Source organism: Ornithinimicrobium jinqii, from assembly GCF_045032595.1.
Classification (GTDB): domain Bacteria; phylum Actinomycetota; class Actinomycetes; order Actinomycetales; family Dermatophilaceae; genus Ornithinicoccus.
In genome coordinates, this window is record NZ_JBJFZS010000012.1 from 1 (window position 1) to 22,866 (window position 22,866).

The 22,866-nt window shown below is 74.2% G+C and carries 19 protein-coding genes; all 19 read right to left on the reverse strand.

Annotated features, from left to right (window positions below):
• Nucleotides 1-70 precede the first annotated feature (70 nt).
• The 19 genes from ACI3ET_RS05285 to ACI3ET_RS05375 all read right to left on the reverse strand — a co-directional run bounded on the left by ACI3ET_RS05285 (nucleotide 71) and on the right by ACI3ET_RS05375 (nucleotide 22,738).
• On the reverse strand, nucleotides 71-2,272 hold the full coding sequence (locus ACI3ET_RS05285) for a heavy metal translocating P-type ATPase (RefSeq protein WP_405031927.1): 2,202 nt from the start codon (nucleotides 2,270-2,272) through the stop codon (nucleotides 71-73).
• A gap of 46 nt (nucleotides 2,273-2,318) precedes the next feature.
• Nucleotides 2,319-2,543: a heavy-metal-associated domain-containing protein gene (locus ACI3ET_RS05290; protein ID WP_405031928.1), complete on the reverse strand. Its 225-nt coding sequence runs from the start codon at nucleotides 2,541-2,543 to the stop codon at nucleotides 2,319-2,321.
• Nucleotides 2,544-2,603: 60 nt separating this feature from the next.
• Nucleotides 2,604-2,885 (reverse strand): metal-sensitive transcriptional regulator, encoded by a 282-nt coding sequence (locus tag ACI3ET_RS05295; protein ID WP_405032087.1) that lies wholly within the window; start codon nucleotides 2,883-2,885, stop codon nucleotides 2,604-2,606.
• A 49-nt stretch (nucleotides 2,886-2,934) separates the two neighbouring features.
• Nucleotides 2,935-3,393, reverse strand: a complete 459-nt coding sequence (locus tag ACI3ET_RS05300; RefSeq protein ID WP_405031929.1) for a guanyl-specific ribonuclease — start codon at nucleotides 3,391-3,393, stop codon at nucleotides 2,935-2,937.
• Nucleotides 3,390-3,770, reverse strand: a complete 381-nt coding sequence (locus ACI3ET_RS05305) for a barstar family protein (protein WP_405031930.1) — start codon at nucleotides 3,768-3,770, stop codon at nucleotides 3,390-3,392. The genes ACI3ET_RS05300 and ACI3ET_RS05305 overlap by 4 nt, the downstream gene beginning before the upstream one ends.
• Nucleotides 3,767-5,200, reverse strand: coding sequence for an adenylosuccinate lyase (gene purB / locus ACI3ET_RS05310; RefSeq protein ID WP_405031931.1), 1,434 nt, complete (start codon nucleotides 5,198-5,200; stop codon nucleotides 3,767-3,769). Before purB ends, ACI3ET_RS05305 begins: the two co-directional genes overlap by 4 nt.
• A gap of 78 nt (nucleotides 5,201-5,278) precedes the next feature.
• Entirely contained in the window at nucleotides 5,279-5,635 is a 357-nt protein-coding gene (locus ACI3ET_RS05315; protein ID WP_405031932.1) for a hypothetical protein, read from the reverse strand.
• 71 nt (nucleotides 5,636-5,706) lie between these two features.
• Nucleotides 5,707-6,363, reverse strand: a complete 657-nt coding sequence (locus ACI3ET_RS05320; protein ID WP_405031933.1) for an ATP-binding cassette domain-containing protein — start codon at nucleotides 6,361-6,363, stop codon at nucleotides 5,707-5,709.
• The gene (locus tag ACI3ET_RS05325; RefSeq protein ID WP_405031934.1) at nucleotides 6,261-9,125 is read right to left on the reverse strand and encodes an ABC transporter transmembrane domain-containing protein; all 2,865 of its coding nucleotides are present in this window, start codon (nucleotides 9,123-9,125) and stop codon (nucleotides 6,261-6,263) included. The genes ACI3ET_RS05320 and ACI3ET_RS05325 overlap by 103 nt, the downstream gene beginning before the upstream one ends.
• Nucleotides 9,126-9,131: 6 nt before the next feature.
• Complete coding sequence (gene cydB / locus ACI3ET_RS05330) at nucleotides 9,132-10,184, reverse strand: cytochrome d ubiquinol oxidase subunit II (RefSeq protein ID WP_405031935.1); 1,053 nt, start codon at nucleotides 10,182-10,184, stop codon at nucleotides 9,132-9,134.
• Nucleotides 10,185-10,218: 34 nt separating this feature from the next.
• Nucleotides 10,219-11,679: a cytochrome ubiquinol oxidase subunit I gene (locus ACI3ET_RS05335; protein WP_405031936.1), complete on the reverse strand. Its 1,461-nt coding sequence runs from the start codon at nucleotides 11,677-11,679 to the stop codon at nucleotides 10,219-10,221.
• Between the two features lie 64 nt (nucleotides 11,680-11,743).
• Nucleotides 11,744-12,667, reverse strand: a complete 924-nt coding sequence (locus tag ACI3ET_RS05340) for a M56 family metallopeptidase (protein ID WP_405031937.1) — start codon at nucleotides 12,665-12,667, stop codon at nucleotides 11,744-11,746.
• A 3-nt stretch (nucleotides 12,668-12,670) separates the two neighbouring features.
• Entirely contained in the window at nucleotides 12,671-13,051 is a 381-nt protein-coding gene (locus tag ACI3ET_RS05345; RefSeq protein ID WP_405031939.1) for a BlaI/MecI/CopY family transcriptional regulator, read from the reverse strand.
• 72 nt (nucleotides 13,052-13,123) lie between these two features.
• Nucleotides 13,124-14,143, reverse strand: coding sequence for a UDP-glucose 4-epimerase GalE (galE, locus tag ACI3ET_RS05350; RefSeq protein WP_405031940.1), 1,020 nt, complete (start codon nucleotides 14,141-14,143; stop codon nucleotides 13,124-13,126).
• Between the two features lie 62 nt (nucleotides 14,144-14,205).
• Nucleotides 14,206-14,541: a DivIVA domain-containing protein gene (locus ACI3ET_RS05355; protein WP_405031941.1), complete on the reverse strand. Its 336-nt coding sequence runs from the start codon at nucleotides 14,539-14,541 to the stop codon at nucleotides 14,206-14,208.
• A complete protein-coding gene (locus tag ACI3ET_RS05360) occupies nucleotides 14,531-15,271 on the reverse strand; it encodes an ABC transporter ATP-binding protein (protein ID WP_405031942.1) in 741 nt (246 codons plus the stop codon). The genes ACI3ET_RS05355 and ACI3ET_RS05360 overlap by 11 nt, the downstream gene beginning before the upstream one ends.
• A complete protein-coding gene (locus tag ACI3ET_RS05365) occupies nucleotides 15,268-16,245 on the reverse strand; it encodes an ABC transporter ATP-binding protein (protein WP_405031943.1) in 978 nt (325 codons plus the stop codon). The genes ACI3ET_RS05360 and ACI3ET_RS05365 overlap by 4 nt, the downstream gene beginning before the upstream one ends.
• Nucleotides 16,242-19,019, reverse strand: coding sequence for an FtsX-like permease family protein (locus ACI3ET_RS05370; protein WP_405031944.1), 2,778 nt, complete (start codon nucleotides 19,017-19,019; stop codon nucleotides 16,242-16,244). The genes ACI3ET_RS05365 and ACI3ET_RS05370 overlap by 4 nt, the downstream gene beginning before the upstream one ends.
• Entirely contained in the window at nucleotides 19,016-22,738 is a 3,723-nt protein-coding gene (locus ACI3ET_RS05375; protein WP_405031945.1) for an FtsX-like permease family protein, read from the reverse strand. The genes ACI3ET_RS05370 and ACI3ET_RS05375 overlap by 4 nt, the downstream gene beginning before the upstream one ends.
• Between the last annotated feature and the right edge of the window lie 128 nt (nucleotides 22,739-22,866).

The following is a 22,866-nucleotide window of genomic DNA, read 5'->3' on the forward strand; positions in this document are numbered from 1 at the left end:
ACCCACCCCCCCACAACCCCCCCCCCCCCTCCACCCCCCCCCCCCCCCCCCCCCCCCCCGGCGTCCAGCCTCAGCGTCGGCCGTAGGCCTTCAGGCGGAGGCTGTTGAGCACCACCAGCACGCTCGACATCGCCATCGCGCCGCCGGCGATGACCGGCGTCAGCATCCCGAACGCGGCGAGCGGGATCGCCAGGATGTTGTAGCCGAAGGCCCACACGAGGTTCTGCTTGATGATCCGCAGGGTCGAGCGGGACAGGCCGATCGCGTCGGCCACGGCGTCCACGTCCGAGCGCATGAGGACGATGTCGGCCGACTCGGCGGCCACGTCGGTGCCCGAGCCCATCGCCATCCCGAGGTCCGCCTGGGCCAGGGCCGCGGCGTCGTTGACGCCGTCACCGACCATCGCGACGACGCGGCCGCGCTCCTGCAGCGCCCTGACGTGCGCGAACTTGTCCTGCGGCAGGACCCCGGCGTCGACGTTGGCCGCGTCGATCCCGACCTCGCGGGCCACCGCGCGGGCCGTGTGCTCGTTGTCTCCGGTGAGCAGGTAGGGCGTCAGCCCGAGCTCGCGCAGACGCGTCACCGCCGCGGCGCTGGAGGGGCGGGGGGTGTCGGCGACCGTCACCGCGGCGCGGGCGATGCCGTCCCAGCCGACGAGCACGGTGGTGCCGGTGCCGGCCGCGAGGGCCTCGCGCAGCACGTCGGGGACCTGGGGGAAGAGGTCAGCCTTGCCGACCGTGACCACGGTGCCCTTGAGCGACGCGCGCGCGCCCTGGCCCGGCAGGTTGGTGAAGTGGGTGATCGGCGTGAGCTCGACCCCCTGCTCCTGGGCTGCGGTCACGATCGCGCGGGCGACCGGGTGCTCGCTGCCGCTCTCGACGCTGGCCGCGGCCTTGAGTGCCGCCTCCTGGGGCAACGCCCCGGCGGTGACGACCTCGGTGAGGACCGGCTCGCCGGTCGTCAGGGTGCCGGTCTTGTCGAGCACGACGGTGTCGACGCGGCGGGTGGACTCGAGGATCTGCGGACCCTTGATGAGGATGCCCATCTCGGCGCCGCGACCGGTGCCGGTCAGCAGCGCGGTCGGCGTGGCCAGGCCCAGCGCGCAGGGGCAGGCGATGATGAGCACCGCGACGGCCGGGGCGAGCGCCTCGGCCAGCGAGTGACCGGTGACCAGCCAGCCCAGGAGGGTGAGGGCGGACAGCACCAGCACCGTCGGCACGAAGACCGCGGAGATCCGGTCGGCGAGCCGCTGGACCGGCGCCTTGCCGGTCTGGGCCTGCTCGACGAGCTGCGTGATCCGGGCCAGGGTGGTCTCGGAACCGACGCGGCGGGCCTCCACGACCAGGCGGCCGTGCCCGTTGACCGTGGCGCCGGTCACGTCGTCGCCGGCGCTGACCTCCACCGGCATCGACTCGCCGGTGACCATGCTGGCGTCGATGGTGCTCGAGCCGTCGACGACGAGGCCGTCGGTGGCGACCTTCTCGCCGGGGCGCACGACGAACCGCATGCCGGTCTGGAGGTCCTCGATCGGCAGGCGGACCTCGGTCCACGCGCCGCTGCCGGTCTCGTGCCGCAGCACCGCCACCTCCTTGGCCCCCAGCTCCATGAGGGAGGCGAGGGCCGAGCGGCCCTGGGCCTTCGCGCGCGCCTCGATGTAGCGCCCGATGAGCAGGAACGCGGTGACGACCGCGACGACCTCGAAGTAGAGGTCGTGGCTGAAGCCGGTGAACAGGGCGACCACGGACCAGCCCATCGCCGCGGTCGTGCCGACCGAGACGAGCGTGTCCATCGTCGAGGACAGGTGGCGCGCGTTGATGCCCGCGGCCCGGTGGAAGGGCCACGCCGCCCACAGGTAGACCGGCAGCGTGAGGAAGAACTGCAGCCAGTGGCCGGTCGTCCCCAGGGCGTCCTTGACGGGCGGCACCATGTGGAGGACGACGACCACCGCGGCCAGGGCGCTGGCGACGACCATCCGCAGCCGGAGCGAGTCCTTGCCCACGAGGTCGTGCGTCATGGCCGGCGCCCGGCCGCCGCGGTCCCGCTCGAGGGGCGTGGCGCCATACCCGGTCTTCTCGACGGTGGCCACGATGTCCGCGACCGACAGCGCCGAGGGGAAGCTGACGCTGGCCTTCTCGGTGGCCAGGTTGACGCTCGCCTCGACGCCGTCGATCTTGTTGAGCTTGCGCTCGATGCGGGCCGAGCACGACGCGCAGGTCATCCCGCTGATGGCGAGGTCGACGTGGTGGGTGTCGGTGCTGGTGGGGGTGCTCATGGCTCCTGCGTTCGAGAGGGGGTGGCGACGGGTGCGCCGGGTGGGGTCAGACGCGGCTGGTGTAGCCGGCCTCGACGACGGCGGCCTCGGCGGCCGGGACGTCCAGCGGACCCTCGGACTCGACGAACACCTCGGTGTCGCCGCCCTTGACGAGGTCCGGCACGCGGACCTCGGTCACGCCGGGGACCTCCTTGAGCTCCTCGGTGACCGACGCGACGCAGTGGCCGCAGGTCATGCCGGTGACGATCATCGTGGTGGTCTGGGTGTCCATCGGTGTTCTCCTTCGTGGGGGTTCTGGGTGTGCGACCGCGCGGGTGGGCCCCGTCGCGGCTCAGCTGCGCACGAGCCGCGCGATCGCGTCGGCCGCCTCGCGGACCTTGGCCTCGCCGGCCTCGTCCGACTCCTTGGCCGCCTCGACGACGCAGTGCCCGATGTGGTCCTCGAGCAGCCCGAGGCTCACGGACTGCAGCGCCTTGGTGGCCGCGCTCACCTGGGTGAGCACGTCGATGCAGTAGGTGTCGTCCTCGACCATCCGGGCGATCCCGCGGACCTGACCCTCGATCCGGCGCAGGCGCTTGAGATAGTCGTCCTTGGACCCGGTGTAGCCGTTCACTGCCATGCCAACAGCATACCCCTGGAGGGTATTCCGGCCGCGGTGCACGTCAGGGCGCGAACTCGCAGAAGCTCTCGTAGTGGTCCTCGGTGTAGTACCAGACCTGCGGGTCCAGCTCGTCGCCGCCCGTGACGACGCGCCGCGCACCGCGGTGGTCCAGCCCGGGCGTCTCGACGGTGAACTCACGGTAGTAGTCCCGCGACTCGTCCGGCAGGTAGCCCTCGTAGTTGCCGAACGTCGAGCCGTCCTTGTCGGGGTACTCGAACGGCCCGCCGCCCTCGACGCCGTCGACGACCTCCACCAGCTCCTCCGGCAGGACGTCGTCGCGGCAGGCGTCGATGTCGTCCCAGTCACGCGTGTCCACCCCGGCGGGGTATGCCGTGTCCTGGGGGGAGGCGTCGGGCGCGGCGGAGGGGGAGGGCTGGGGGCCCCGGGCCACGGCCAGCCACACCAGGAGCAGCCCCACGAGGACGAGCAGCCCGATCGACACGGGACGGGGCAGCCTCACGCGAGCTCACCACCCGGGTCGTCCGGACGTCCCACCCGCGCCTCGCCGAGCGCCACGACCACGAGGTTGTCGGCGTCGTCGAGCAGCTCGCCGAGGATCCACCAGGCGCGCCCGTCGGCGCCGGCCAGGCGTCCGGCGTCCTGCCACAGCAGCGCCACCCGCTGCCCGTCCCACAGCTGGTCCAGGTCGCGCAGCGAGTCGGCCATGGCGTCGAGGTTCCGGTCGGCGGGCTCCGGCAGCCGCAGGGCCGCCGCGATCTCCGCCTGGGTCTGCCGCAGGCCAGCCTGGGCGGGGGTGGTGGCCTGCGCGACGGCATACCCGGACTCCTCCAGGGTGGCGCGCACGCTGTCCAGCCGCTCGGCGGGGACGATGATCACGCACCCTCCAGGTGGTCGACCAGCTCGGCGGCGATGCCGGTGTAGGTGGCGGGCGTGAGCGCGACGAGCCGCTCCTCCTCCTCTGGCGGCAGCCCCAGCCCGCGGACGAACGCGACCAGCTCGACCTGCCCGATCCGGCGGCCGCGGGTGAGCTCCTTGAGCCGCTCGTAGGGGTTGGTCATCCCCTCGACCCCGCGCGCGGCCAGCGCCCGCATCACCGACTGGATCGGCTCCGCGAGCACCTCCCAGTTGGCGTCGAGGTCGCGCGCCATCGCCTCCGGCACCGCGTCGAGGCCGGCGAGCCCACGCGAGACGTTGTCCAGCGCCAGCAGGCTGTGACCGAGGGCGGTGCCGATGTTGCGCTGCATGGAGGAGTCGGTGAGGTCGCGCTGCAGGCGGCTCGTCACCAGGGTCGCGGCCAGGACGTCCAGGAGGGCGGTGCTGACCTCGAGGTTCGCCTCGGCGTTCTCGAAGCGGATCGGGTTGACCTTGTGCGGCATCGTCGAGGAGCCCACCGTGCCCTGGCCGCGGACCTGCGCGAAGTAGCCCATCGAGATGTAGGTCCACATGTCGGTCGCCAGGTTGTGCAGGATCCGGTTGAAGCGCGCGACGTCGGCGTAGAGCTCGGCCTGCCAGTCGTGGCTCTCGATCTGCGTGGTCAGCGGGTTCCAGGTCAGGCCCAGGTGCTCGACGAAGCTCCGGCTGACGTGCTGCCAGTCGGCGTCGGGCACCGCGACGACGTGCGCGCCGTAGGTGCCGGTCGCCCCGTTGAGCTTGCCGAGGTAGGCCGCGCCCGCCACCCGGGCGAGCTGGCGGCCGAGCCGGTGCGCGAGGACCGCGAGCTCCTTGCCCATGGTCGTGGGGGTCGCCGGCTGGCCGTGGGTGTGGGCCAGCAGCGGGACCTCGGCCAGGTCCCGCGCCATGCCGGCGAGCTGGCCGACGAGGGCGGTGGCCCGCGGCAGCCAGACCTGGGTGACCGCCCCCTGGACCATCACGGCGTAGGAGGTGTTGTTGACGTCCTCGCTCGTGCAGGCGAAGTGGACGAGCTCGCCGAGCGAGGCTCCCCGGTCCTCGCCGACGACCGTGGTGAGCCGGCGGCGCAGGTAGTACTCGACGGCCTTGACGTCGTGCACGGTCTCCGCCTCGATCTGCCGCAGCTCCTCGATCGCGGCGGCGTCGAAGTCAGGAACGAGCGCCCGCAGCGCGGCGGCCTCGGCCTCGGACAAGGAGCCGGAGCCGGGCACGACCTCGTGGGTGACGAGATGGAGCAGCCACTCGACCTCGACGTGCAGCCGGGCCCTGTTGAGCGCGGCCTCCGACAGGTGGTCGACGAGGGGAGCGACCGCCCCGCGGTAGCGACCGTCGAGCGGGCCGAGGGCGATCGTCGGGGTCAGCTCGGACAGGGGGGTGCGGGCAGCTGGCAGCGGCATGGCGTCCATCTTGTCACCGGCCCGGCTCCGCTCCCAGACGGGACGCGTCCGCCGACGACCGGACGCGGGGCGCGGCGTTCAGCGCTTGGCGTCGGGGTCGATCTCGTCGGCCTTGAGGTAGTTGTCCGTCACCCGGTCGCGGTACCCACGAGCGAGGTTCGTCGCCTCGTCGGCCTTCTGCTGCAGGCGGTCGGCCTCGGCGCGCGCGGTGTGTGCCGCCGCCTGAGCCTCACGCGCACGCTCCTCGACACCCGCGACGTAGTCCTCACCGCCGTGCGCCCGCTCGCGCAGCGCGCCGGCCTCGACCCGCGCCTCGTCCCTGTGCGTGCGGCGCCGGGAGGCCAGGATCAGCCCGACCACGACCGCCAGGGCGACAGCGGCTGCGACCACCCACCAGATCCAGGTGTTCTCGTCGATCCAGCTGGTCTCGCCCATGTCTCCTCCTCGTCGGATGGGACCGCCCCAACCTCCCCCCAACCTACGGCGCACGGCCACCACCGGCCACCTCAGACGCGCAGCGCGACCGGCTCCCGACCCAGCTCCACCCGGTCCCAGACCTCCGGGTCCGGGTCGGCGGGGCGGTGGCTGACCAGCAGGTAGGTCGTCGTCCCAGCACCGGGTGCCCCGAGCAGCCCGGCCAGCGCACGCCCGGCCGTGGCGTCGTCGAGGTGGGCGGTGGGCTCGTCGAGCAGCACCACAGGCCGACCGGACAGCAGGGCGCGTGCCAGGGACAGTCGTGCCCGTTCGCCCCCGGACAGCCCGGTCAGGGGGGTGGCGAGACCCTGCGGCAGGGTGAGGAACCAGTGGCCGAGGTCCACGGCCCGCAGGGCGGCGACCATCTCGTCGTCCGCAGCCTCCGGCGCGGCGACGGCCAGGTTGGCCCGCACCGACCCGGCGAACGCGTGCGGCTCGTCGTCCACGACCGCGATCCGCGCGCGGGTCCCGTCGAGGTCGAGGGCGAGCACGTCGTCGCCGTCGAGGCTGGCGCGGCCGCACAACGGGTCGAGGTGCCGGGCCAGCACGGCGAGCGCGGTGGACTTGCCGGCCCCGTTGGGCCCGGTCAGGGCGACGCGCGACCCCGCCGGCAGGGCGAGGTCGAGCGGCTCGAGGTCGACCGCGTCGCGCGAAGGCCCACCCGGCTGCGAGGGCCAGCGTGCCCCCACCTGCTCGAGCGCCAGGTCGTGCGGGCCCGGCCCGGGGGCCAGCGTGCCCCGGGCCGCGACCGCGGGCTCCTGAACCAGCACGACCCTAAACCATGCCACCGCGAACCAAGATGAAGCCGTGCCGCCGCGGCCCGGGCCCGGGCGCGCGCGCCGGCGATCGTCGGCAGCTCCACCCAGGTGTCGGCCAGCGCCATGGGGACGAGGGCGACCAGAGCGGCATACGGTCCGTCGAGGATCCCCGCGACCTGCGCCTGCCACGCGAGGACGGCGACGGTGGCGGTGGTGGCGGCGACGACCAGCCAGGTGACGGCGATGCCGACGGCCCGGGCACCGACGAGCCGCTGCTCGGCGCGCTGCTGCTCGGCCTCGGCGGCCGCCACCGGCCGCAGGAGCAGGGTCCGGTCGGCGTGCAGCCCGGTCACCGCCTGCACCTGCAGCAGCCTGGAGGTCAGAGCGGTGACCGCGTGCTGCACCCGCCCCCGCGCGGCGACGGCGCTCGCCTGCGCGGAGCGTTCTGCTGCAGACCCGGCCGTGGCGACGCCGAGCGCCAGGAGGCCCGCGACCGCGACCACCAGGCCGGCCTGCGGGAGGTGCCAGGCCGCGATCGCGGCCCCCACGAGCGAGGCGATCGCGGCGGACCAGCCGGGGACGACGACGCGCACCCGCTCGTCGACGACGTCGTCGAGGTCGCGGACGACCGCGGTCAGGACCTCGCCGCGGCTGCGGCGGCCGAGGCGCGCCGGCGTGAGCGGGACCAGCCGGGCGAAGACGTCGGCCCGTCGCTCCGCCAGCTCCTCCAGGGCGACGTCGTGCGAGACCACCCGCTCCGCCCAGCGGAGCACCGGCCGTGCCAGGCCGAACGCCCGCACGCCCACGATCGCGACCATCAGGGTGAGGATCACCGGCCTGGTGGACGCCTGGACGATCAGCCAGCCGGACGTCGCCGTCAGCGCCACGCCGGAGCTGACCGCGAGGCCGCCGAGGATGCACGCGAGCACGAGGCCGCGGCGTCCGTCGGGGGTGGGGACGGGTTCGACGACGCCGGCACCGGCACCCGTGTGCCCGGACGGCGCCGCACCTCCGTCGTCCCCCCGACGGAGCTGCGGCGCCGGTCCTGCACCACGGTCCGGCACCCCCGGGACCTCCGCGGGGTATGCCGTCTCCGGTGCGGCGGGCGGGGTCAGTCGCCACCGCTCGTCCGCCTGCGCCTCGAGCGACGGGTCGTGCGTCACGACCACGACGCGCCGCTCGGCGGCCAGCTCGATGATGACGCGCCGGAGCGCGGGCACGGCCGCCGCGTCGACGTTGGCGGTCGGCTCGTCGAGCAGGACCAGCGCCGTGCCGGCGAGCAGCGCCCGGGCGAGCGCCAGCCGCGCCCGTTGCCCGGCGGACAGCCCGAACCCGTCGTCCCCCAGCACGGTGTCCAGACCCCCGCGCAGCTCCAGGGCCCCCCAGAGGCCCACCCGGCGGAGCGCCGCCACCATCGAGGGGTCGTCCGGGACGCTGCCGGCCCGGCGTCCGGCCACGAGGGCCAGGTTGTCGCGCACGGTCCCGGGCAGGATGACCGGTCGCTGGCTGGCCAGGTGCACGGCCGGCGCCGCGACCTCGCCCGCGGCGGGGGTGCGCAGTCCCGCGAGGAGCTCGAGCACGGTCGTCTTGCCCGCGCCCGACGGCCCGGTCAGCGTCGTGAGCCCGGGCCCGCCCAGGGTGTGCAGCGTGACGTCCTCGACGGTGCGCGCGCGGCCCGGGTGGGCGTAGGAGACGTGGGTGAGGCCGATCGTCCCGACGTCCGCCGCGCCGGTCGAGGGGGCCGCTGCGGTCGAGGCGGAGAGGGTGCCGTCGCGCCCGAGCTCCTCCAGCACGGCGGCGCCGTCGGCGGCGGTGTGGAACTCGGCGCCGACGCGGCGCACCGGCCAGTAGGCCTCGGGCGCGAGCAGGATGGCCGCCAGTCCCACGACCAGGTCCATGGAGCCGTGCGCCAGTCGGAGGCCGACGCCGACCGCGACCATCGCCACCGAGATCGTCGCCAGCAGCTCCAGGGCGGCGGTCGACAGGAAGGCGGTACGCAGGGTGCGCACGGTCGCGACCCGGTGCCGCTCGCCGACCTCCCGCACCACCGCGACCTGGGCCTGCGCCCGCCCGTAGACCACGAGCGTCGGCAGCCCGCGCACCACGTCGAGGAAGTGCCCGGCCAGCTGCGCCATCGCCCCCCAGCGCCGCTGCGTCTGGTCCTGCGTGTGCCGCCCGATGAGCGCGGCGAAGACCGGCAGCAGCGGCAGCGTCAGCACGACGATCAGCGCGCTCCACGGGTCCACCACCAGCAGCGTCAGCACGGCGAACGCGGGGACGACCGTCCCGGTGACCAGCGCGGGCAGGTAGCGGGACACGTAGGGCTCCACCGACGACACCCCCTCGGTCGCCCGGGCCAGCGCCACCTCGGTCGGGGGCCGCTCCTCCTCGGGACGCCCCAGCCAGTCCTGCAGGACGGCGAGCCGCACCTGGGCGGCGACACGCTGCCCGGCCCGGCGGGCGACCACCTCGCCGAGCCCGCTCAGCAGGCCGCGCAGGAGGAGCAGCGCCACCAGCCACCGCAGCACCGGCCCCAGCTCACCCCCGCCGACGACCCGCGCGACCGTCAGTGCCAGCAGGAGCGCCTGTGCGATCGAGACCGCGCCGGCGGCCACCCCCACGAGCGACAGCAGCGCCACCGGTCCTCGGGTCGACGGCAGCGCCCTCACGAGGGCGGGGTCGAACGGTCGCACGCGGGGTCAGCGCACCGTCTCGTGCGTCACGGCCGCCGGCGCCACCGAGGTCGGGATGTGGTGACCGGACACCCGGCGACGGAAGGTCCAGTAGGTCCACGACTGGTAGAGCAGCACGATCGGCGTGAAGATGACGGCCACCCAGGTCATGATGCCCAGCGTCTTCTGGCTCGACGAGGCGTTCTCGGCCGTCAGCGACCACGCCGGGTCGAGCGAGGAGGGCATCACGTCGGGGAAGAGCGCGACGAACAACGAGGACACGGCCAGCGCGATCGCGACGAAGGTGCCGGTGAACGCCCAGCCCTCGCTGCCCCGCCAGGCCGTCCAGAGGGCTGCCACCAGCGACACCGCCGCGAGCCCGGCCAGCGCCCAGGACACGACCGTCCCGGTGGAGGAGTGCACGACGACCAGCCACACGACGGCCAGCGCCGCGGCGACCACGCCGACCTTCAGCCCCAGCGCGCGGGCGTCGTGCCGCAGCTGCCCGTCCGTCTTCAGGCCGATGAACAGCGCCCCGTGGGCGACGAACAGCGTCAGCGTGACCAGGCCGCCGAGGAGGGCGACGGGGTTGAGCAGGTTCCAGAAGCCGCCGACGTACTCCATGTCCGCGTCGATCGGGACGCCCCGCACGATGTTCGTGAAGGCCACGCCCCACAGCAGCGCCGGCACGGCCGACCCGACGACGATCATCGCGTCCATCCGGCGCCGCCAGGCCACGGAGTCGACCTTGCCACGGTACTCCAGCCCGACCCCCCGCACGATGAGCGCGACGAGGATGAGCAGCAGCGGCAGGTAGAACCCGGAGAACAGCGTGGCGTACCAGTGCGGGAACGCCGCGAAGGTCGCGCCGCCCGCGGTGAGCAGCCACACCTCGTTGCCGTCCCAGAACGGGCCGATCGAGGACAGCATCTGCCGGCGGCGCGTCTCGCCGCTCAGCTCGCCGTCGTCGCGCCCGAGCACGGGCAGCAGCACCCCGACGCCGAAGTCGAAGCCCTCCAGGGCGAAGTAGCCGATCCACAGCACGGCGATGAGGATGAACCAGACGGTGGTGAGTTCCATGACCAAGTCCTTTGGGAAGGTATGCCGTGCGCGCTCAGTAGGAGAAGACGAAGGGCTCGTCGTCGGCCCGGTCGGCGGGGTCCAGCGACTCCCCGTGGTAGGGCTCCGCACCGGCCCGGCCGTAGCGCAGGAGCAGCCCGACCTCGACGACGGCCAGCCCGCCGTAGAGCAGCGTGAGGACGACCAGCGAGGTGAGGACGTAGCCGACGCCGACGCTGGGGGAGACGCCGGTCTGCGTGGTCATCAGTCCCATGACCAGCCACGGCTGGCGACCCATCTCGGTGAAGATCCAGCCGAAGCTGTTGGCCAGCAGCGGCATGAACAGGACCAGCGCCGCCGCCCAGCCCCACCACGGCGCGGACACCCGCGTCTCGTCGTCCTCGGCACCGCGGCCCCGCAACGCCCAGAGCACGGCGGCGGCGATCGCCATACCGGCGAAGCCCAGACCCATCATCAGCCGGAAGCTCCAGTAGGTCACCGGGATGACCGGGCGGTAGTCGTCCGCCGCGGTGAGCGCCTCGCCGGCGTAGGTGAGCTCGTAGCGCTCCTGGATGTGGTCGATGCCCTCGACCGCACCCTCCAGGGAGCCGGTCGCCAGGTAGGACAGCAGCTTGGGCACGGTGATCGCCCACACCTCCTCGCTGCCGTCCAGGGTGCCGACGGTGATGATCGAGAACGGGGCGCCGACCCCCTCGGGCACGTCCTCGTAGAGGCCCTCGGCCGCGGCCATCTTCATCGGCTGCACCTCGGTCATGACCTTGCCCTGCAGGTCGCCGGTGCCGATGACGACCAGCGAGGAGACGAGCACGGTCCAGGCGCCGAGCTTGGCGGCCTTGCGGTACATCGGCTTGTCGGCACCCGGGGTCTGGGTGCGCCACAGGTGCCACAGGGCGAAGGCGAGCACGAAGGCGCCGCCGGTCATCCAGGCGGCCGCGACGACGTGCGGGAAGGTCACGAGCTGCACCGGGTTGGTCAGCACGGCGACGAAGTCGGTGAGCTCGGCCCGGCCGTTCTCCTCGTTGATCGTGTAGCCGACCGGGTTCTGCATGAAGGAGTTGGCGGCCAGGATGAAGTAGGCCGACAGCACGGTCCCGATGTGGACGAGCCAGATGAAGGACAGGTGCAGCTTCTCGGGGACGCGGCCCCAGCCGAAGATCCACAGGCCCAGGAAGGTCGACTCGAGGAAGAACGCGAGCAGCGCCTCGATCGCCAGGGGTGCGCCGAAGATGTCACCGACGAAGCGGGAGTAGTCCGACCAGTTCATCCCGAACTGGAACTCCTGCACGATGCCGGTGACCAGGCCGAGCGCGAAGTTGATCGTGAAGAGCTTGCCGAAGAACTTCGTCAGCCGCAGCCACTGCGGGTCGCGCGTGCGCATCCACTGCGTCTGCATGATCGCCACGAGCAGGCTGAGCCCGATCGTGATCGGCACGAAGAAAAAGTGGTAGACGGTCGTGATGCCGAACTGCCACCGTGCCAGGTCCACTACGTCCATGAACGTCTCCCCACGGGTGCCCTACTACGTGATGTCGTTAGCGTACCCCGCCGCGGACGGTGGGTCAGATCAGGGGCAGCAGCAGGAGGACCGGCACGAGGAGCAGGGTGCCGGCCGCGGCGACGAGCGACGTGGCGAACCACCGGGGGGCCGGCTCGGCCGCGAGCACCCGCAGCCGCACCTTCACCTGCGCGTGCCCGCCCGTCGCACGCAGGGCGCCGTCGAGGCTGGGGTCGGGAGAGGCATCGGGGGAGGGCGTGGTGGTGGGCGCCGGGGTGGCCATCGCGACGAGCGCCCGGGCGAGCACCGTGTGACCGGCCTCCTGCGCGGCCCGGCGGTCGGCGAGGACCTCGGTCAGCAGGTGGACCTCCTGCAGCGCCGCCTGGGACCGGATGCGCTGCGGCACCGTCTCGTGCAGGACCGTGAAGAGCTCGAGCAGCAGGTCGTGGCGGTGCAGGAGGTGGGCGTGCTCGTGCGCGAGCACCGCCCCCAGCTCCTCGGGCGCCAGCCGGTCGACGGCGGCCTGGCTCAGCACGATGCGGTCGCCACGGCCGGGCAGGCAGTAGGCGGTGGGGTTGGCGTGGGCGATGACCGTCACGGCGTCACGCGGGTGGGGTCGGTGCTGCCTCGGCCGGCGGTGCTTGATCCGCTCCCCGACGAGGTCCACCAGCTCGCGCTGCCGAGCCCGGCGACGGCGCAGGTCGATGCCGATGCGGTGGCCCGACCACAGCACCCGCGCCAGCATCAGGCCGGAGACGAGGAGGGCGGCGGCGAGCAGCCCCGGCCGGTCCGTGCCGAAGGTCGCCGCTGCGACCGGGGCGGCGAGCAGCGCCAGGGCGACGCCGGTGAGGCTGACGGACTGCCAGAGCAGGAGCGCCTGTGCGGGGACGGTCCGCAGCTGCTCCTGCCGGGCCAGCGCGTGCGGGACGACGAGGACCAGCAGGAGGGCGCCGGTGATCAGCGCGGCGGTGACGAGGGCTCCCGTCACGGCTCAGTCGTGGCGCTGGGCGACCTCGGCGAGCGCGGCGCGCAGGTCGTCCAGCTCGGCCGGCGAGGCGTCGTCGAGGAAGTGCAGCATCGCCAGCCGCCGGTCGGCCTGGTGGTTCTCCAGGGTGGTCCGCAGCGCGGAGGCCGCGAGCTCCTCGCGGGAGGAGGTGGCGGTGTAGCGCCACGCGCGGCCGTCGCGGGTGCGCTCGGCCAGACCCTTCTTCGCGAGGCGGTCGAGCACGGTCATGATCGTGGTGTAGGCCAGCAACTTGTCGCCCGCCATCGTGTCCAGGACGTCGCGGACCGTCAGGGCGGGTCCGTGGGCCCAGAGGGTGTCCATCACGGTCCGCTCGAGGTCGCCGAGGGAGGTGGAGCGCGGAGGCATGGGTCGAGTCTACGGCCCTGCGTCGTAGATGAACAGACGAGCGAGGAAACCGGCCGCCCTTCGACCGCTGCCCTAGACCGCCGGGTACCCCTCCGGGTTGGCCTGCTGCCAGCGCCAGGTATCCTCGCACATCTGCGCCACCGTGCGGGACGCGGACCAGCCCAGCTCCTGCTCGGCCCGCGTGGGGTCGGCCCAGGAGGAGGCGACGTCCCCCGCGCGGCGGGCGACCACGTCATACGGGACGGGTCTGCCGCTCGCCTCCTCGAAGGCGTGCACGAGCTCGAGCACCGAGGTGCCGTGGCCGGTCCCCAGGTTCCAGACCGACAGCGCGCGGTCGTGCTCCTGGATCCACTCCAGGGCGGCGAGGTGGCCGGCGGCGAGGTCCTCGACGTGGATGTAGTCGCGCACGCCGGTTCCGTCGACGGTGTCGTAGTCGTCGCCGAAGACGGCGAGCCGCTCCCGGCGCCCGACCGCGACCTGCGCGATGTAGGGCATGAGGTTGTTCGGGACGTCGGCAGGGTCCTCGCCGATCCGGCCGCTGGGGTGCGCGCCGACGGGGTTGAAGTAGCGCAGCAGCGCGACCCGCAGCCAGGGGTGGGCGACGGTGGCGTCGCGCAGCAGCTGCTCGCTGAAGACCTTCGTCCAGCCGTAGGGGTTGGTCGCCGAGGTGGGCAGGTCCTCGGTCATCGGCACGGGGGCGTCCGGTCCGTAGACGGTCGCCGAGGAGGAGAAGACCAGGTGGGTGACCTCGGTGCGCAGCATCGCCTCCAGCACGCTCATCGTCGCGCCGACGTTGTTGCGGTAGTACTCCAGGGGCTTGGCCACCGACTCGCCGACGGCCTTGAAGGCCGCGAAGTGGACCACGGCCTCGACGCCCTCGTCGGACATCGTCGCAGCCAGCCGGTCAGTGTCGTTGACGTCGAAGGCGAGCAGGGGCACCGGCCGTCCGCCCAGCTCCTCCAACCGCCCCACGACCGCCGGCCGGCTGTTGGAGAAGTCGTCCACGACGACGACGTCGTGACCGGCACCCAGCAGCTGAAGGACGGTGTGGGAGCCGATGTATCCGGCACCGCCGGTGACCAGGACGCGCATGGCCCTCACCCTAGTGGGCAGCAGCCTGCCCGTTCAGGCCTGCCGGTCGACTGTCTCGCGGCTCACTTCTCCGGAGGGGGCGTGGGCTCCTGGCCGATCGCCTCGGAGAGCTGGTCGAGGTACTCGTCCACCGCGCCCTCGACATACCCGGTCCTGAGCTTGGTCGCGTCGAACCGGACCTCGGCGATCTCCGGCGCGGGCTCGCCGGAGCGCACGGCGTCGAAGACCTCCTCGATGAGCTCGTCGACCTGATCGGGGACGTAGCCGCGGCGCAGACGCGTCGTGGGGAAGTCCTCCGGCTGGGGCAGGTCGGTCTCCTGCACCCCCTCGGGCACCGGCACGGTGGGCAGCTCGTCCGAGCCCGAACCCTCGACGGGGATCGTGTCGTCAGTCGTCATCCTCCGATGGTCGCACGTCCACCCGCCGCCCGTCATGCAGCTCGACGAGCTGGTCGGCCCGTCCGATCAGCACGGGGTCGTGGGTGGAGACGACGGAGGCGATGCCCTGGCTGTGGGTGACCTCGACGATCAGGTCCATGATCGTGGCGCCGGTCTCGGAGTCGAGCTGCCCGGTCGGCTCGTCGGCGAGCAGGATGTCGGGCCGCGCCACCAGCGCCCGGGCGATCCCGACCCGCTGCTGCTGCCCCCCCGACAGCTCGTAGGGCCGCTGCCCGGCGTGCCGGGCCAGGCCGACGAGCTCGAGCACCTCGGCCACCCGTGCGGAGCGCTCGGCGACGGGGGTGCGCTGCAGGCGCAGGGGCACCTCGACGTTCTCGGCCGCCGAGAGCACCGGCACCAGGCCGAAGCTCTGGAAGACGTAGCCGATCCGTGTCCGCCGCACCTCCAGCACGTCGCGCTCGGGCAGGGAGGAGAGCACCCGCCCGTCGTCGAGCACGACCTCGCCCGACGTCGGTCGGTCCAGCCCCCCCAGCAGGTTGAGCAGCGTCGTCTTGCCGGACCCCGACGGGCCGCGCACGACGGTGAGACGCCCAGCCGGCACCTCGAGGTCGACCGCGGACAGGGCGTGCACCTCGGTCGCCCCGCTGCCGAAGGTGCGGCTCAGGCCCCGCGCGGTCAGGACCGGGGTCCGGGTCACGGACCCGCCCGGGTAGGCCGTGGGCTGGCTCATCGGTGCTCCTCGGGCAGGTCGGGGGACGGGTCCGGCTCGGTGCGCGGCAGGTGGTGGTCCTGGTCGTCGGGCCAGACGGACACGTGGTCGTGCCCCTGCTCGAGGCGCACCCGGTCCCGCAGCCCCAGACCCTCGACGTGGGCCTTGGGCAGCTGGATGCGCCCGGCCCGGTCGATCACGGTGTACTCCCGCGACACGGTGCGCTCCACCCCGTCCGGGCCGACGACCGTCTGCCGCAGCACCTCGGTCGAGGTGCGGCCGTCGCGGATCTGGACGGTGCGGCGCACGTGGTCGGAGACGGTGGGGTCGTGGGTGACGACGAGGACGGTCGTGCCCAGCTCGCCGGCGGCCTGACGCATCGCCTCGAGCACCTGCTCCGAGGCGGCGTCGTCGAGCTCGCCCGTGGGCTCGTCGGCGAGCAGGACGGCGGGGGAGTTGGCCAGGGCGGTGGCGATGGCCACCCGCTGCTGCTGGCCACCGGACAGCTGCGCGGGGCGACGCCCGGCGCAGTCGCCGACGCCGAGCAGCTCGAGCAGCTCGGTGACGCGGGCGGCCCGGTCCTTGCGGTTGCTGATGACCATCGGCAGCGCCACGTTGTCGGCGGCCGAGAGGAAGGGCAGCAGGTTGCGGGAGGTCTGCTGCCACACGAAGCCGACCACGTGCCGCTGGTAGTCCACCCGTTGCGCACGGTTCATCGTGAGCAGGTCCACCCCGGCCACCCGCGCCCGCCCTCCGGTCGGCCGGTCCAGGCCGGAGAGGATGCCGAGCAGCGTCGACTTCCCGGACCCGGACGCACCGACGAGCGCGACGACGTCCCCGGGGTCGACGACGAGGTTGAGGCCCTGGAGCGCCTGCACCTCGACCCCCTCGGTCGAGTAGATGCGCACGAGGTCCTCGCACCAGATGTCCGGGCCCGCGGGGGCTCGGCCCCGGACCCCGTCCGTGCTCGAACGGTCTTCGGTGGTGGTGTTCATCGGTCCTCCCCGACGCGCAGGGCCTGCGCAAGGTTGGTGCGCCCGGCGAGCCAGGCGCTGACGGTGACGGCGAGCAGGACGGTCAGGACGACGCCGAGCAGCACGGCCCCGACGACGAGCGGGTCGACGGACAGGGCCGGCTGGACGGTGCCGCCGGTCAGACCGGTGAGGTCGACGGCGCGCACGAACACCCACGGCACGACGAGCCCGAGGGCAGCACCGACGACGAGCGAGGTGACGAGCAGGGGGGCGAGCTCCCACATGGTCAGGGTCCGCGTCTGGCCGGGTGCCAGGCCGAGGGTCCGCAGCAGCGCCAGCAACCGGGACCGCGCGCCGGCGCCCATGAGCTGCACGACGACGATGGCCAGGACGGTCAGCAGTCCCGTCAGGACGGTCGCCCCGACGAAGGCGCGGGTCAGCCCGGTGGTGACCGGGGCGGAGGTGAAGTCGTCGAGCTCCGCGTCGACGGTGGTCACGGCGCCGCTGCGGACCACCCTCTCGACCCCCGCGACGACGGCGTCCACGTCGGCGTCCTCCTCGACGCTGATGAGCGCCGAGCGGGCCAGCGGCACGGGGCGACCGGACGCCGCCCAGCGCTCGGCGTCGACGAGCACCCAGCTGCCGGGCGTCGTCACGCCGGGCAGCGTGTCCAGCCGACCGACGACCTCGACCGGCTCGCGCAGGGAGGCCAGGGACACCTGGCCGTCCCTCTCCTCGCTGTCGGGGACACCGGTCGCAAGGTCACCACCGAGGACGACCGGCACCGGCCCGTCGTCGGCGAAGAGCGCCTCCGGCGGGCCGGTCGCCAGGGTCGGCGCAGCCATGACCTCGCGCAGGGACCGGTCGGCGACGAGGACCCGGGTGGCGGTGCGCCCACCGCCGACGAGCAGCTCCTGCGTCGTCCCGACGTCGCGCACGCGGGCGACGGCGGCCACGCCGTCGACCTGCTCCAGGGCGACGACGAGGTCGTCGGGGACCGGTGGCCCGGTGACGCGCACCGCGGCTCCGTTCGCCTGCCACGCGGCGATCTCGGCCCCCCGTGTCACGGTGGTCAGCAGCACCGCGCTGACCAGCGCGATCGTCGTCCCGAGCACCACCGCCAGGGCCGGCACCAGACCCCCCGCGGGGTCGCGCAGGGAGCGTGCGGCCCCGAGGAACGGCGTGAGCGAGCGACGACCCCGCAGGACGCGGGTCAGGGCGGCCAGCGGCAGCGGGTAGAGGCGCAGGGTGACGACGCACGCGGCCAGCGCGAGCAGGACCGGGGCGGCGGCCGCGAGGAGGTCGATCCCGCTCTCCGTGGCCGCGTCGCCCCGGGTCTCACGGTCGAGCAGCCGCCACGTTGCGAGCGCGGCGAGGGCCAGCACGGCGGTCTCCGCCACCCAGCGCCACCGGCTCGTGCTGCGAGCGGTCAGGTCGGTGCGCTGCTCGCGCAGCGAGGCGTCGTCCAGGCTCAGGGCCAGCGCCGCCGCGGGCACGAGCGCGACCACGCCGGTGACCACCCACTCCCACCATCGGGTGGGACCGGGCAGGAGGAGCCGGGCGACGGCGTGGCCGAGCAGGGCCGCAGGCACCCCGAGGGCCAGCCCCTCCAGGGCGACGAGCCGGCGGAGCTGCACCGGGCTCGCGCCCCGGGCGAGCGTCAGCGCCAGCCCGGGGCGGCGGCGGTGCACGACGAGCCGGGCCCCGAGGGCCGTCACCGCCGTCGCCACCCCCAGCGGTCCGGCGGCGACGACCGCGAGCAGCGAGGAGGTGGCGCGCTGCTGCCGCAGGACCCGGTCCAGGACGCCCGGCAGCTCGCTGCGGAACGACGGCACCTGGTCACCCTCGAGCACCCCCAGCGCGGCGTCGCCCTGCGCCACGACCACGTGCCGCTGGGCGAGCATCCCGGTCAGCTGCTGCCTCAGCTCCCTGGTGTCCACGCGCCCGCTCACCTCCCCGGCGTCGACCGGGAACCACAGCTCGTTGCGCACCGAGGTGGGCTCGCCGAGACTGCCGCGGCTGCGCGGGTCGAGGTAGGCGGTGACCACCCCGGCCTCGCCCCGGTTGGGGTCGGCGAGCACGCCCATCGTGGTCCCGTTGGGCACGTGCTGCCAGCGCGGGTCCTCCGGATCCACCGGCCGGTAGGTCCCGGCCAGCCGCAGCTCCGCGCCGATCGTGTCGCCGACCTCCCAGTGCAGCTCCTCCGCCGCCTCGTGGAGCACGAGCACGGGTACGGGCACCCCTGCCCCGGTCAACGCCCCCGGCCAGCTCCCCTCGACCAGCGCCACGTGCTCGGTCAGTGCCGGGTCGGCGGTCACGGTGAGCGTCGCCAGGTAGTAGCCGGACTCCAGGTCCGGCACCGCGTCGATCGCCCGCGTCAACCGCGCGTGGACCTGTGCTGGCTGCAGCAGCGAGCGGAGCGGCTCCGGCTGGGCGACGCGGATCTGCTCGGCCCCCTCGAGGAAGGGCGCCCAGGGGTCGACGCCGGCGACCTCCTGCCTGCCCTCCTGCCCCCCCTGCTGCTCCCTGGGCGAGGGCGCCCCGACCGTCGTGCCCCACACCCCGGTGACGTCCCGCTGCAGGGCGGACAGCTCGCCGACGTCCTGGGCGAGCTGGCGCCCCTGGACGTCCTCCAGCGCGCGCGGCACCGCGGTGAGCAGGAGCGACGCCAGGCCGATGAGCGCGGCGAGGGCCGCCGACACCCACGGGTCGGCGGCGAACTGGCGCCAGGCCAACCCCGCCGGGGTATGCCGGGGCGCACGCCGCGCCTGGTGGTGCCCGTCCCCGCGGCTCACCGGATCTCCTCCCGGTAGTCGTGGTCCAGCGCCTGCCGGCGGACCAGCGCCGCCTGGCCCAGCACGACCAGGACGACGAGGAGTGCTCCGACGCCCAGCAGGGCGGCCCACGGGAGGACCTCGAGCGACAGCTCGACCGGCAGCTGCACCCGGCCGCGCAGCGTCGTCGACCGTGCGAGCTCGGGGACCACGGCCCTGCCCACGAGCCAGGCGGCGGCCAGCCCCAGGCCCACGGCCGCCAGCACCACCCCGGCCAGCTCCCAGGAGCGCGAGCGCGCCTGGGCAGCGGGCGGCATACCCAGCGCACGGAGCACGGCCACCTCCGGACGGCGGTGCGCGAGCAGGGTGGCGGCGACGGCGGCGATGCCGGTCACGGCCAGCAGCACCGCACCGGCGGAGGCGACCCAGAAGACGAGCCGGGCGGCGCTGGTCGCGTCGGTCACCCCGACCCGGTCCGGCCCGCTCACGCCCGCCACGACGTCCAGCCCGGAGAGGACCTCGACGAGCTGGGTCACCGTGTCGTCCTCGGTCACCGCGCCGTCCTCTGCGCTCGCCCCCGTCCCCGGGTCCACCTCCGTGGCCGCGTCCACCTCCGTCGCGATCCACACCTCGTCGGGGGCCGGCAGGGAGCGGTCCTCGGCAGCCAGGAACGCCGCCATCGCGTCCCGGTCCACGAGACCGGCGGCGGGAGCGAGGGTCCCGGGCACCGCCGGGACGATCGCGGCGAGGGTGGCCGGGATCCGCGCCCCGAAGGCGGAGAGGAGCGTGGGGTCGCCCACCTCGAGGTCCGCCGCGCGCGCGGCGTCGGCGGTCAGGGCGAGCGGGACGCTCCGGTCGTCAGCGGTGCCGTCGTCGGGTCCGTCGTCGGCGTCGGCGTCGGCGTCGTTGCCGGGCGTCGGTGGCGTCGGTGGCGTCGGTGGCGTCGGTGGCCCGGCCGAGGCGTCGACCCACTCGAGGCCGGGTCCGATGGTGAGCGGCTCGCCGTCCGGACCACCACCGCCCAGCAGCCCCGTGTGCCACTCCACGGTCCCCCGGACCGTCCAGACACCGGCGGCGCTGTCCAGCCCGGCCGGGACGTGCACCTCGTCGCTGGAGCTGAAGCGGTCGCCCGTCACAGGGTCGATCTGCTCCACGACCTCGGGCTCGCCCTGCTCCTCCCGTTCCTCCTCCTTGGCGGCGACGACCTCCGGCGGGGCCAGCCGGGTCGAGCCCCAGTCCTGCACCGCCTCGCTGATCAGCGGCTCCCCGGTGTCGGTCCGGGCGTCGACGACGACCTCGACCCTCGGCGGGACCAGCATCCCGCGCTGCGGGGCGCCCAACGGCATGTCGAGCCGGACGTCGAGGAGTCGGTGCGCCGCCGCCCCCTCCGGCAGCGTGAAGGTCAGCGCCCCGCTCCCGCCGCCCGGCTCGACCGCAGCCCCTGCGTAGTCCTCACCGGTGACCTCCACGCGGGCACCCGTGACCTCCACGACCTCCGACCGCACCGCGTGGCGCATCCCGCTGTCCCGGTCGAGCAGGGTCAGCGTCACCGTCCAGTCGCGGGTCGTGGAGTCCCCTTCCAGCATGTCCGCGTACGCCGTGGTCGTGGTGCTGCGCGCCTCGTCCTCGGGGAGGGGGTCGCCGAAGGTGCCGTCGACCGCCTGCTGCACCGACGCGTCGAAGGATTCCTGCAGCTGCGTGAGGTCGTCGTCCCCGACGACGACCTCGGCGGCCAGCGTCACCTCGATCGCGCCCGTCCCCTCGGGCAGGTCCAGACCTGGGGGAGCCTGCACCCCCTCGGCCAGTGGGCCGACCGGGACCAGCGGGTCCGGCGTGGGCAGGTCCGGCAGCACCACGACCCGCGCGAGGTCGGGGAGGTGGCTCATCGTGAGTGGCACGTCCACGTCCGCCAGCCTGGCCTCATCGTCGAGCCACACCGCCGCTGCCGCGGCCACGCCGTCGACGTCGGTGAAGGTCGGGTATGCCGCGGGCACCCTGCCGGCCTCGGTCGTCACGGGGGGTCGCTCGAGGGTCACGCGCACGTCGGCTCCCTGCGCCACGACGGTCAGGGCGTCCCGGAACGAGGACGACGTGCCGGCGTAGAGGCCGGAGATGGAGGTCGCCCCGACCGCGAGCACCGTGAGGACGGCGGGCACGGCATACACGGGGAGGCGTCGCGAGACCTGTGCCGCCGACAGGTGGGCGGTGACGCCACGACCCGGTCCGGTGACCGCCTCGACGAGCCGGCTCAGCGGGCCGAGCAGCGCCATCGTGACGACCGCGGCGGCCGCGAGGAGCAGTGCCGGGGCCGCGCCGGCGACGAGGTCCGTGCCCAGGGTGCCGTCCGGGCGCGCGACGAGCGGTGACCCGGTGCGTCGCAGCTGCCACCAGGCCAGCGCCGCGGCCCCGAGGACGAGCACGACCGTGGCCAGGGCGGTGGCGGCCCGCGTCCGGCCGGACAGGTCAGCGGCGCCGCCGGCGGTGAGCCGGCGGACCTGGAGGCTGGCGACGGCGGTGAGGACGAGGAGCACGACCAGCCCGGTCGCCAGGGCCACCCGCAGCACCGTGCCGGTCTGGCCGTCGCCCGCGGGCACCGCCTGCAGCACCCCCCGGGCGAGCAGCGCTCCGAGGGCGGCGCCGAGGAAGGTCACCAGCGCCGACTCGGCCACCGTGCTCGCGAGCACCTGCCGGCGGTTCGCGCCGCGTGCGACGAGGAGCTGAGCCTGCGCCTCTCGGGTCTCCGCCAGCAGCCGGGCGAGCTGGACGACGGCCAGGAGGGTGACGAGCGCGAGCACCGACAGCGGGATCACGCCCAGCGCGCTCGCGGTGGCGAGGTTGCGCGAGGCGGTGGCGGCGGTCGGCGCAAGGTCGCCGTCGACCGTCACACCCCGGACGTCGATCTCCGGTGTCTTGAGGGCCGACTGCAGGTTCTGCGCGGCGCTGGCCAGGTGGGTGAGGTCCTCCGGGCGGATGGTCCGTGCGTCAGGCTGGATCGTCCAGCGCACGAAGGGCGCGCCGACGACCCGGGTCACGGCGCCCGGGGCCACGACCAGCGGGCCACGCTGGGCCTCATCCCGGCCGGCGGCGACCAGGGGGTCGTCGAACCAGTAGGCGTCCTCGGCGTCCACGGGACGCCATACCCCCGTCACCACGACCGGGGTCGCACCCGTCTCGCCGGCTCCCACCTCGAGAACGTCGCCAACCTCCACGGCCCACTCGCGTGCGGTGGCGGCGTGCAGCATGCCCTGCACGGGATCGGTGTCCGCCTCGCTGCCCGTGTCTGTGTCTGCGCCGGTCCCGGTCCCGGTCGACGGCCAGCTGCCCTCCACGAGCGCGACGCGTTCGTCGACCTGCGGGTCCTCGGGGGTCAGCGACGGGCTCGCCAGCACCACCAGGCGCCCGTCGAGCAGCTCCCCGTCGAGGGCCGCCGGCCGTGGCTCGCTGACCACCGTGCGCTGCACGGTGATCGCGGCCGGTCGGAAGGCGTCGTCGATGAGCTGGCGGGCTGCCTCGTCCTGGGCCTGCGGGTCCTCCGCCTGCCGGGTCTGCACCGTGATCCCTGCCTCGTTGGCGACCGTGCCGGTCAGGGCCAGGCGGGCCGCGGTGGTCGACGCTGCCCCGGAGTAGCCGACCGCGCCGGCAAGGATCGCCGTGGTGGCGGTGACCAGCACGAGCAGCGTGAGCAGGAGCCCGGTGGAGGCGCGCGCGCGGCGTAGCGCCCACCCCCACCACGTCGTCATGGGCGGACCCTAGGCCGCGCCCCTGAACGGGTGCAACAGCGCCCTTGAACGGCTGCAACAGCGGCCCCTGCCGTTCTCGCTGACTTCGGGCTTCGGGCTGGGGGGTCTGGGGTCCGGTGCCGCGTACA

Coding starts and splice junctions, on each gene's coding strand:
- ACI3ET_RS05285 (WP_405031927.1), bottom strand. CDS start 2,272: ATGAGCACCCCCACCAGCACCGACACCCACCACGTCGACCTCGCCATC.
- ACI3ET_RS05290 (WP_405031928.1), bottom strand. CDS start 2,543: ATGGACACCCAGACCACCACGATGATCGTCACCGGCATGACCTGCGGC.
- purB (WP_405031931.1), bottom strand. CDS start 5,200: ATGCCGCTGCCAGCTGCCCGCACCCCCCTGTCCGAGCTGACCCCGACG.
- ACI3ET_RS05315 (WP_405031932.1), bottom strand. CDS start 5,635: ATGGGCGAGACCAGCTGGATCGACGAGAACACCTGGATCTGGTGGGTG.
- cydB (WP_405031935.1), bottom strand. CDS start 10,184: ATGGAACTCACCACCGTCTGGTTCATCCTCATCGCCGTGCTGTGGATC.
- ACI3ET_RS05335 (WP_405031936.1), bottom strand. CDS start 11,679: ATGGACGTAGTGGACCTGGCACGGTGGCAGTTCGGCATCACGACCGTC.
- ACI3ET_RS05345 (WP_405031939.1), bottom strand. CDS start 13,051: ATGCCTCCGCGCTCCACCTCCCTCGGCGACCTCGAGCGGACCGTGATG.
- galE (WP_405031940.1), bottom strand. CDS start 14,143: ATGCGCGTCCTGGTCACCGGCGGTGCCGGATACATCGGCTCCCACACC.
- ACI3ET_RS05355 (WP_405031941.1), bottom strand. CDS start 14,541: ATGACGACTGACGACACGATCCCCGTCGAGGGTTCGGGCTCGGACGAG.
- ACI3ET_RS05360 (WP_405031942.1), bottom strand. CDS start 15,271: ATGAGCCAGCCCACGGCCTACCCGGGCGGGTCCGTGACCCGGACCCCG.
- ACI3ET_RS05365 (WP_405031943.1), bottom strand. CDS start 16,245: ATGAACACCACCACCGAAGACCGTTCGAGCACGGACGGGGTCCGGGGC.
- ACI3ET_RS05375 (WP_405031945.1), bottom strand. CDS start 22,738: ATGACGACGTGGTGGGGGTGGGCGCTACGCCGCGCGCGCGCCTCCACC.